Below are 8017 nucleotides of genomic sequence, written 5' to 3' on the forward strand. Positions count from 1 at the left end.
TATGCGCCGATCGGGGGGCCTTCAACCGCTACTGCTCCGTCGGTAGAGCAACTTCGGCCGCCGCGTCGGGTCCCTGTTCCAGCAGCACCTGGAAGCCGTCCTCGTTCAGAACAGGCACCTTGAGCTGCATGGCCTTGTCGTACTTGGAGCCGGGACTGTCACCGACGACGACAAAGGAGGTCTTCTTCGAGACAGAACCGGTCACCTTCGCTCCGCGGCTTTGCAGCGCCTCCTTGGCCCCGTCGCGAGTGAAGTGCTCCAGCGTGCCGGTGACGACGACAGTAAGCCCTTCCAGTGGGCGGGGCCCCTCGTCCTCGCCGGCCGACTCCTCCTCCAGCGGAACCCCGGCGGCCTTCCACTTGCGGACGATCTCCCGGTGCCACTCCTCGGCGAACCATTCCTTGAGCGCCGCGGCGATGATGGGACCCACCCCGTCGGTCGCCGCCAGCTCCTCCTGCGTGGCCTGTTCGATGCGGTCGACCGAGCGGAATTCGCGCGCGAGAGCCTGTGCGGCCACCGGTCCGACGTGCCGAATGGACAGTCCGTTGAGGAACCGGGCGAGCGGACGCCGCTTGGCCGCCTCGATGTGCTCCAGCAGGGCCAGGGTGTTCTTCTTGGGCTCGCCCTTCTGGTTGGCGAAGACCGTGACGACCTTCTCCTCGCCCGTCTTGGGGTCCCGCTTGGGCAGACCGCTGTCCTGGTCGAGGACGTAGGCCTTGATGGGCAGCAGCTTCTCCACCGTCAGGTCGAACAGGTCGCCCTCGTCGACCAGCGGCGGGTCGGCCGGCTCCAGCGGACGGGTCAGCGCGGCGGCGGCCACATCACCGAAGTGCTCGATGTCCAGGCACTCACGGCCCGCGAGATAGGAGACCCGCTCGCGCAACTGGGCCGGGCAGGTACGGGCGTTGGGGCAGCGGAGGTCGATGTCACCCTCCTTCATGGGCCGCAGCGCCGTGCCGCACTCGGGGCACTCGCCCGGCATCACGAACTCCCGCTCGCTGCCGTCCCGCAGATCGACGACCGGCCCGAGGATCTCCGGGATGACGTCCCCGGCCTTGCGGATGACCACGGTGTCGCCGATCAGCACACCCTTGGCCTTGACGACCTCCTGGTTGTGCAGCGTCGCGAACTCGACCTCGCTGCCCGCCACCGTGACCGGCTCGACCTGGGCGTACGGCGTGACCCGGCCGGTGCGGCCGACGCCCACCTTGATGTCGACCAGCTTGGTGTTGACCTCCTCTGGCGCGTACTTGTACGCGATCGCCCAGCGCGGTGCGCGCGCGGTGGAGCCGAGGCGGCCCTGGAGACGGATCTGGTCGAGCTTGACGACGACTCCGTCGATCTCGTGCTCGACGGAGTGGCGGTTCTCGCCGTAGTGGGCGATGAACTCCCGTACGCCGCCGAGGTCGTCGACCACCCGGTTGTGCGGCGAGGTGGGCAGACCCCAGGTCTTGAGCAGGTCGTAGGCCTGGGAGAGGCGGGTCATGCCCGTGAAGCCCTCCAGGGCGCCGATGCCGTGCACGACCATGTGCAGCGGGCGGGTGGCGGTGACGCGCGGGTCCTTCTGACGCAGCGAACCGGCAGCCGCGTTACGGGGGTTGGCGAAGGGCTTGTCACCGGCGGCGACCAGGCGTTCGTTGAGCTCGAGGAACCTCTCCATCGGGAAGTAGACCTCGCCGCGGATCTCCACCAGGTCGGGGACCTCGTCGCCCTGGAGGCGGTCCGGGATCTCCGAGATCGTGCGCACGTTCGGGGTGATGTCCTCGCCCGTGCGGCCGTCGCCGCGGGTGGCCGCGCGGATGAGCCGGCCCTTCTCGTAGGTGAGGTTGACGGCGAGGCCGTCGACCTTCAGCTCGCACAGGAAGTGGTATTCCTGGGCGCCCAGTTCCCGTGCGATGCGGTCGGCCCAGGCGGCAAGCTCGTCGTCGTTGAAGGTGTTGTCGAGCGAGAGCATCCGCTGGCGGTGCTCGACCGCCGTGAACTCCGTCTCGTACGACCCCGCGACCTTCTGGGTCGGCGAGTCCGGCGTGCGCAGCTCCGGATACTTCTCCTCGAGCGCCTCCAGCGTCTTCAGCAGCTTGTCGAAGTCCGCGTCGCTGACGACCGGAGCGTCCTTCACGTAGTACCGGAAGCGGTGCTCCTCGACCTGCTCCGCCAGCTTCGCGTGCTCTTCGCGGGCCTCTGCGGGCACCGCCGTCGTCTCCGCTTGCTTGTCGCCGGCCACCGTGTTGTCCTCCCGTTACTCTGGGTTGTCCGCGAGGGATCTCGCCGCCCGGACGCAGTGTGCGAGCGCCGCGCGCGCGTACCCCGGGGAAGCCCCCGCGAGACCGCACGACGGCGTGAGCGTGACCGCCTCCGTGAGAAGCCCCGGTGACAGCCCCAGCCTGCGCCACAGCGTCCTGACACCCATGACGCTACCGGCAGGGTCTGACAATGGGACGTCCGTGCCGGGGACGACACCGGCGAACAGCCGGGTCCCCGCCTCCACCGCCTCACCGATCGCGTCGTCGTCACGCTCGGTGAGGAGGGAGAAGTCGAAGGAGATCGCCGCCGCGCCCGCCCGGCGCAGCAGGGCGAACGGGACATCCGGTGCGCATGAGTGGACCACGACGGGGCCGTCGCCGTGCACCCCGACGACGTCACGCAGGCCGGCCTCGACGAGCTGGCGGTCCACGGCCCGGTGCGTGCGGTAGCCACTGGCGGTTCTCACCTGGCCGCGCAGCACGGCGATGAGGGAGGGTTCGTCGAGCTGGAGGACGATTTCGGCGCCGGGGACGCGGCGGCGGACCTCTTCCAGGTGCTGCCGCAGCCCCTCGGCGAGGGAGGCGGTGAGGTCGCGGCAGGCGCCGGGGTCGGAGAGGGCGACCTCGCCGTTCTTCAACTCCAGTGCCGCCGCCAGGGTCCAGGGGCCCACGGCCTGGATCTTCAGCTGCCCCTCGTATCCCTGGGTGAACTCCTCCAGGGCGTCGAGGTCCTCGCCCAGCCAGGACCGGGCGCGCCGGGTGTCCCGGCCCGGGCGGTCCCCGATGCGCCAACCGCTGGGCTCCACGCGGGCGTACAGCTCGGCGAGCAGGCCCGCGGTGCGGCCGATCATGTCCGCGCCGGGGCCGCGGGCGGGGAGTTCGGGGAGGTGGGGGAAGTCCTCGAAGGAGCCGGTGACGGTCTTGGCTGCCTCGCGGGCGTCGGCGCCGGGCATGGAGCCGATGGCGGTGGCTGCGCCGAAGCGAATGTCTGCGTTCACGTGAGCAGCCTATGTTTTCGCCCACGCCGCCCCTACCCGTCCCATCCTTCTGGGGCTCCGCCCCAGACCCCGCTCCTCAAACGCCGGAGAGGCTGGATCGGGGGGGCGCAGCCCCCAGGGACGGGACGGGTAGGGGCGGCGGGGGCGAGGAAAGGGAGTTACCTGCCCGGCCGTACCGTCAGGTCGTTGACCTCCGCGTCTCTCGGCAGGTCCAGGGTCATCAGGATCGAGGTCGCCACCGACTCGGGGTCGATCCACTGGGACGGGTCGTACTCCTTGCCCTCCTGCTGGTGCACCTTGGCCTGCATGGGGCTCGCGGTGCGGCCCGGGTAGACGGAGGTGACACGGACGCCGTTGCCGTGCTCCTCGTGGCGCAGGGAGTCCGCCAGGGCCTTCAGGCCGTGCTTGGAAGCGGCGTACGCGGACCAGTCCGCGTGGGCGTTGAGACCGGCGCCCGAGTTGACGAAGACCACGTGCCCGCGCGCCGCGCGGAGCTGGGGCAGGAAGTGACGGGTCAGCTCGGCCGGGGCGATCAGGTTGACGTTGAGCTGGTGGCGCCAGGACTTCGGCGTCAGGTCGCCCACCGGGCCCAGGTCCACCACCCCGGCGATGTGCAGCAGGGAGTCCACCCGGTCCGGCAGCGACTGATGGGAGAAGGCCCAGGACAGCTTGTCCGGGTCCGCCAGGTCGCCGACCAGCGTCCTCGCGCCCGGGAAGTCCGCCGCCAGCTCCTTCGCGCGGCCCGCGTCGCGCGCGTGGAGGACGAGATCGTCCCCGCGCGCGTGCAGTCGGCGGGCGACGGCCGCGCCGATGCCGGAGCCCGCTCCGGTGATCACATGAGTAGCCATGCCCGCCATGCTCGCATCAGTGGCCGCTCACTCCACGCCCCGGCTCTCCTCCAGGTAGGCCAGCGCGCCGACCGGCTCCTCGGCGAAGAACACCAGGTCGGTCAGTGGGCGGGGCAGGAAGCCCTCGTCCTCCATGCGCCGGAACTGCGCTTTGAGGCCGTCGTAGAAGCCCGCGGTGTTGAGCAGGACGACCGGCTTGTCCGTGTGGCCGTGCTTCTTCAGCTCGAGGATCTCGGTCGCCTCGTCCAGCGTGCCCGTGCCGCCGACCATGATCACCACGGCGTCGGCCTTCTCCAGGAGCAGCTTCTTGCGTTCGGCGAGGTCCTTCGCGACCACCATCTCGTCGACGCCCGGGCGGACCTTGGCGGACAGGAACTCGACGGAGACCCCGGCGAGCCGGCCGCCCGCCTCCTGCACCCCGTCGGCGACCACCTTCATCAGCCCGACGTCGGAGCCGCCCCACACCAGGGTGTGTCCGCCCTTGCCCAGCAGTTTCGCGAACTCGCGCGCGGGACGCGTGTAACGGTCGTCGAGGTCGGCGGCGGAGAGGAAGACACAGATTCGCATGCAGCCACCGTACGCGGGAAGAACCGGGGGCCCGCGAGCGCTTCCCGGACATGGCTCATGGACACACGATCACGATCGAGCAGGGCACACGGCAGGTCCGGGTGGTCCACGGCGACCAGGTCCTCGCGCGGACCGACCGCCCCCTGGTGCTGCGGGAGACGGGCTGTCCCGTCCGGTACTACATCCCGCCCGAGGACGTACGCCTGGACCTGCTGACGCCCTCGGCCACCCGGACGTACTGCCCGTTCAAGGGAACGGCCGCCTACTGGTCGCTCCCGGACGCGCCCGACCTCGTCTGGGCCTACTCGAACCCCAAGCCGGACGTCGCCGCGATCAAGGACCATCTCTGCTTCTACGAAGTCGAAGTGTCGTAGGCGATTACTTCCGTGCCGTACGGCAATCTGCACAGGCATGGACAAGAAGACCATTTCGGCCGACGGCACCCCCATCGCGCACGAGAGCACCGGCGAGGGGCCCGCGGTGATCCTTGTCAGCGGCGCCATGTCCACCTCCGGGACCGTGGCGCCGCTGGCCGTGCCCCTGTCGGAACGCTGCCGTGTCGTGGTGTACGACCGTCGGGGGCGCGGTGAGAGCGGCGACACGGCGCCGTACTCGGTGGAGCGGGAGGTCGAGGATCTCGCCGCGCTGATCGAGGCGGTGGGCGGCGAGGCCGCGCTGTGCGGGATCTCCTCGGGCGGCGCGCTGGTGCTGGAGGCGGCGGCGAGCGGGCTGCCGGTGCGTCAGGCGGCCGTGTACGAGGTGCCGTTCGCCGACGCCCTGGAGGGCGGCGCGGCTCTGTACGCCGAGTACACCGCGGACCTCACCGAGGCGCTCGGGCAGGGCCGGCGCGGGGACGCCGTCGAGCTGTTCCTCAGGCTCACCGGCATGGCCGAGCAGACGATCCAGGGCGCCCGCCAGTCCCCCATGTGGGCCGGGATGGAGGCGATCGCGCCGAGCCTGGCGTACGACGACGCCGTGATGGGCGACGGTCTGGTCCCCCGGGCACGGCTGGCCTCGATCACGGTGCCGGTGCTGGCCGTGGCGGGCGGCGCGAGCCCCTCCTGGATGCGGGAGGGGAACCGGGCGATCGCGCAGAGCGTGTCCGAGGGGACGTTCCGGAGCCTGGAGGGGCAGACCCACATGGTGGAGCCGGCTGTCCTCGGGCCCGTGCTGGCGGAGTTCTTCGCGGGGTGACGGGGTGGGCACGCGCGCGTGCCCCGGCGTACGGGCCGATCCCGGCCCCGGTGCGCCGCCGCCTCAGACCGCGCTGCGGGCCGCCCGTACCGTCGAGGCGATGGTCGCCGAGCCCACCACGCGCGTGCCGTCGTACAGGACGATCGCCTGCCCGGGGGCGACGCCGCGGACCGGCTCGGAGAAGGTGACCTCCAGGGCGCCGTCGACCAGCTCGGCGGTCACCTCGGTCTCACCGCCGTGGGCGCGCAGCTGGGCGGTGTAGATGCCGGGCCCGGTCGGGGCGGCGCCGCACCAGCGGGGCTTGATGGCGCTGAGACCGGTGACGTCCAGGGAGGCCGCCGGGCCTACCGTGACCGTGTTGTTCACCGGCGAGATGTCGAGGACGTAGCGCGGCTTGCCGTCGGGGGCCGGGGTGCCGATGCGCAGGCCCTTGCGCTGGCCGATGGTGAAGCCGAACGCGCCCTCGTGGGTGCCGACCTTCTCGCCCGACTCGTCGACGATGTCGCCCTCCGCCTTGCCGAGGCGGTCCGCGAGGAAGCCCTGGGTGTCGCCGTCGGCGATGAAGCAGATGTCGTGCGAGTCGGGCTTCTTGGCGACCGCGAGACCTCGGCGCTCGGCCTCCGCGCGGATCTCGTCCTTGGTCGTCAGCGTGTCCCCGAGCGGGAACATCGCGTGGGCGAGCTGCTTCTCGTCCAGCACACCGAGGACGTACGACTGGTCCTTGGCCATGTCGGAGGCGCGGTGCAGTTCGCGGGTGCCGTCGTCGTTCAGCACGACCGTGGCGTAGTGGCCGGTGCAGACGGCGTCGAAGCCGAGGGCCAGCGCCTTGTCCAGCAGGGCCGCGAACTTGATCTTCTCGTTGCAGCGCAGGCAGGGGTTCGGGGTGCGGCCGGCCTCGTACTCGGCGATGAAGTCCTCGACGACGTCCTCGCGGAAGCGGTCGGCGAGGTCCCACACGTAGAACGGGATGCCGATGACGTCGGCGGCGCGGCGGGCGTCGCGCGAGTCCTCGATGGTGCAGCAGCCCCGCGCGCCCGTGCGGAAGGACTGGGGGTTCGCGGAGAGGGCGAGGTGGACGCCGGTCACGTCGTGTCCCGCTTCGGCGGCGCGGGCGGCGGCGACGGCGGAGTCGACCCCGCCGGACATGGCGGCGAGGACGCGGAGGGGGCGGGAGGGCTGCGCGGTGTCAGTCATAACCCTTCCAGGGTACGGGGGCGCGGGAACCGGGGCCGCCGAGTATCCGTTGACGATCACATGGGACAGCGGAAGGCTCCGAAGGACGGCGACCGGAAGGTCGGGCGGCGCGCGTTGCTGATCGGCGGGACGGCGGCGGCGGTGGGCTCGGCCGTGCTGGCCCGTGACGAGCTGGCGCGGCTGTGGTGGCGGGTGCCCGGGGTGGAGAAGCCGCGCAAGGAGGGCGCGGTCGATTTCACCGGCGCGCGCTGGGTGGCGGCGTCGGACGAGAACTGGCGGCGGGCGGACCGGCCCGACGACTACGGCATCGACATGGTGATCATCCATGTCACCCAGGGCAGTTTCGCCAGCGCGGTGAAGGTGTTCCAGGACCCGGAGCACGGTGCGGCGGCGCACTACATCGTCCGCAAGGACGGCCATGTCACCCAGATGATCCGCGAGCTGGACGTGGCCTACCACGCAGGCAACCGCGACTACAACGAACGCAGTGTCGGCATCGAGCACGAGGGATTCGTGGAGCGCCCCGAAGACCTCACGGACGAGATGTACGAGTCCTCGGCCCGGCTCACGGCCCGCATATGTGCCCGCTACGACATCCCTGTCGACCGCGAGCACATCATCGGCCATGTGGAGGTCCCGGGGACCGACCACACGGATCCCGGGAAGCACTGGGACTGGGACCGGTACATGAAGCTCGTACGGGCAGCGCGCACGGCGCCCGCGTAGCGGCCCGCGGCACTTCGACGCCAGGGCTTGTCGTTTGGATCAGGTCGGCTGGGAGGTACTGCGCCTTCCAGGCGACCCGAGCGGGGCGATGGGGGTCCCCCCACGCCCTTGAGGCAGTGGGGGAGCGCGTGCCACGCACCACGACGCCGGCATGATCCAAACGACAGGCCCTAGTGACCTGAGTCAGAGATTCGTCGGCAGTATGCGGCGACTTTGTCGAGGATCTCGTCTGCGGTCTTCGTCCAGA

General features: G+C 70.9%; 8 protein-coding genes. 3 read left to right on the plus strand and 5 right to left on the minus strand.

Annotated elements, in window-relative coordinates:
- Positions 1-28 precede the first annotated feature (28 nt).
- From ligA to ACHBTE_RS29675, 4 genes are all read right to left on the minus strand, one after another.
- Entirely contained in the window at positions 29-2224 is a 2196-nt protein-coding gene (gene ligA / locus ACHBTE_RS29660) for an NAD-dependent DNA ligase LigA (RefSeq protein ID WP_394727627.1), read from the minus strand.
- A gap of 15 nt (positions 2225-2239) precedes the next feature.
- Positions 2240-3241, minus strand: coding sequence for a methionine synthase (locus tag ACHBTE_RS29665; RefSeq protein WP_394727629.1), 1002 nt, complete (start codon positions 3239-3241; stop codon positions 2240-2242).
- A gap of 158 nt (positions 3242-3399) precedes the next feature.
- Complete coding sequence (locus ACHBTE_RS29670) at positions 3400-4089, minus strand: SDR family oxidoreductase (RefSeq protein WP_394727631.1); 690 nt, start codon at positions 4087-4089, stop codon at positions 3400-3402.
- Positions 4090-4116: 27 nt separating this feature from the next.
- On the minus strand, positions 4117-4656 hold the full coding sequence (locus tag ACHBTE_RS29675) for a TIGR00730 family Rossman fold protein (protein ID WP_394727633.1): 540 nt from the start codon (positions 4654-4656) through the stop codon (positions 4117-4119).
- A 50-nt stretch (positions 4657-4706) separates the two neighbouring features.
- On the opposite strand from ACHBTE_RS29675, the gene ACHBTE_RS29680 reads away from it, so the two are divergent.
- Together ACHBTE_RS29680 and ACHBTE_RS29685 are read left to right on the plus strand one after the other, a co-directional pair.
- Positions 4707-5030, plus strand: a complete 324-nt coding sequence (locus tag ACHBTE_RS29680; protein ID WP_394727635.1) for a DUF427 domain-containing protein — start codon at positions 4707-4709, stop codon at positions 5028-5030.
- Between the two features lie 37 nt (positions 5031-5067).
- Positions 5068-5850: an alpha/beta fold hydrolase gene (locus ACHBTE_RS29685; RefSeq protein ID WP_394727637.1), complete on the plus strand. Its 783-nt coding sequence runs from the start codon at positions 5068-5070 to the stop codon at positions 5848-5850.
- A gap of 63 nt (positions 5851-5913) precedes the next feature.
- On the opposite strand, the gene mnmA is transcribed toward ACHBTE_RS29685, so the two are convergent.
- Positions 5914-7044 carry a tRNA 2-thiouridine(34) synthase MnmA gene (gene mnmA / locus ACHBTE_RS29690; RefSeq protein WP_394727639.1) on the minus strand — a complete coding sequence of 377 codons (1131 nt, stop codon included), beginning with the start codon at positions 7042-7044 and terminating at the stop codon, positions 5914-5916.
- Positions 7045-7104: 60 nt separating this feature from the next.
- Between mnmA and ACHBTE_RS29695 the strand changes: the two genes are divergently transcribed.
- Entirely contained in the window at positions 7105-7770 is a 666-nt protein-coding gene (locus ACHBTE_RS29695) for an N-acetylmuramoyl-L-alanine amidase (RefSeq protein ID WP_394727641.1), read from the plus strand.
- Positions 7771-8017 lie beyond the last annotated feature (247 nt).

The sequence above is a fragment of the Streptomyces sp. M41 genome (genome assembly GCF_043673425.1).
GTDB lineage: Bacteria > Actinomycetota > Actinomycetes > Streptomycetales > Streptomycetaceae > Streptomyces.